The organism is Streptomyces sp. BR123 (assembly GCF_013401435.1).
Classification (GTDB): Bacteria; Actinomycetota; Actinomycetes; order Streptomycetales; family Streptomycetaceae; genus Streptomyces.
In genome coordinates, this window is record NZ_JACBGN010000666.1 from 1 (window position 1) to 641 (window position 641).

Genomic DNA, 641 nt, shown 5'->3' on the forward strand with positions numbered 1-641 from the left:
GCACTAGATGCGGGGCGGGCGGGCTTCGTAGGGGGTGGACAGGACGACCGTGGTGCGGGTCGAGACGTGGGCGAGGGCGCGCAGGCGGCCGAGCAGGTCCTCCAGCTCCAGCGGGGTGGCCACCCTGACCTTGAGGATGTAGTTCTCGTCGCCGGCGACGCTGTGGCAGGCCTCGATCTCCGGTACGCCGGCCAGCCGGTCCGCGATGTCGTCCGGGGCACTGGGGTCGAAGGGCTTCACCGAGATGAAGGCGGTCAGGGGCAGGCCGACGGCCTCGGGGTCGACCACGGCCGCGTAGCCGCGGATCACGCCGCGCTGCTCCAGGCGGCGTACTCGCTGGTGGACCGCCGACGTGGACAGCCCCGTGGCCTTGCCCAGGTCCGTGTAGCTCATCCGCCCGTCCCGCACCAGCAGATCGACGATCTGGCGGTCCAGTTCCTCCATAGCGCTCATAGCCGATCAACCTACGGCCCGAGGGTGCTCCAGGCACAGTGCTGTCCGCCCACAAGTGGCACCTGCGGCGGGCATGTGACCAAAGCCACAAGGGTATGTCCTACTGCGCCGGGTTGTTGTGGTTACTCGTGCCGCGCGACGGGAAGTGGTTGGTGTGGCCGAGGCCGAAGAACATTGCCCGCCCGGCC

1 protein-coding gene is annotated in these 641 nt (G+C 69.4%); it reads right to left on the reverse strand.

What is annotated here, in order from left to right:
- Window positions 1-3: 3 nt before the first annotated feature.
- A complete protein-coding gene (locus tag HYE82_RS36950) occupies window positions 4-444 on the reverse strand; it encodes an Lrp/AsnC family transcriptional regulator (RefSeq protein ID WP_179178588.1) in 441 nt (146 codons plus the stop codon).
- Window positions 445-641 lie beyond the last annotated feature (197 nt).

Excerpts from the sequence above, each read along its gene's own strand:
- HYE82_RS36950 (WP_179178588.1), bottom strand. The coding sequence starts at position 444 with ATGGAGGAACTGGACCGCCAGATCGTCGATCTGCTGGTGCGGGACGGG.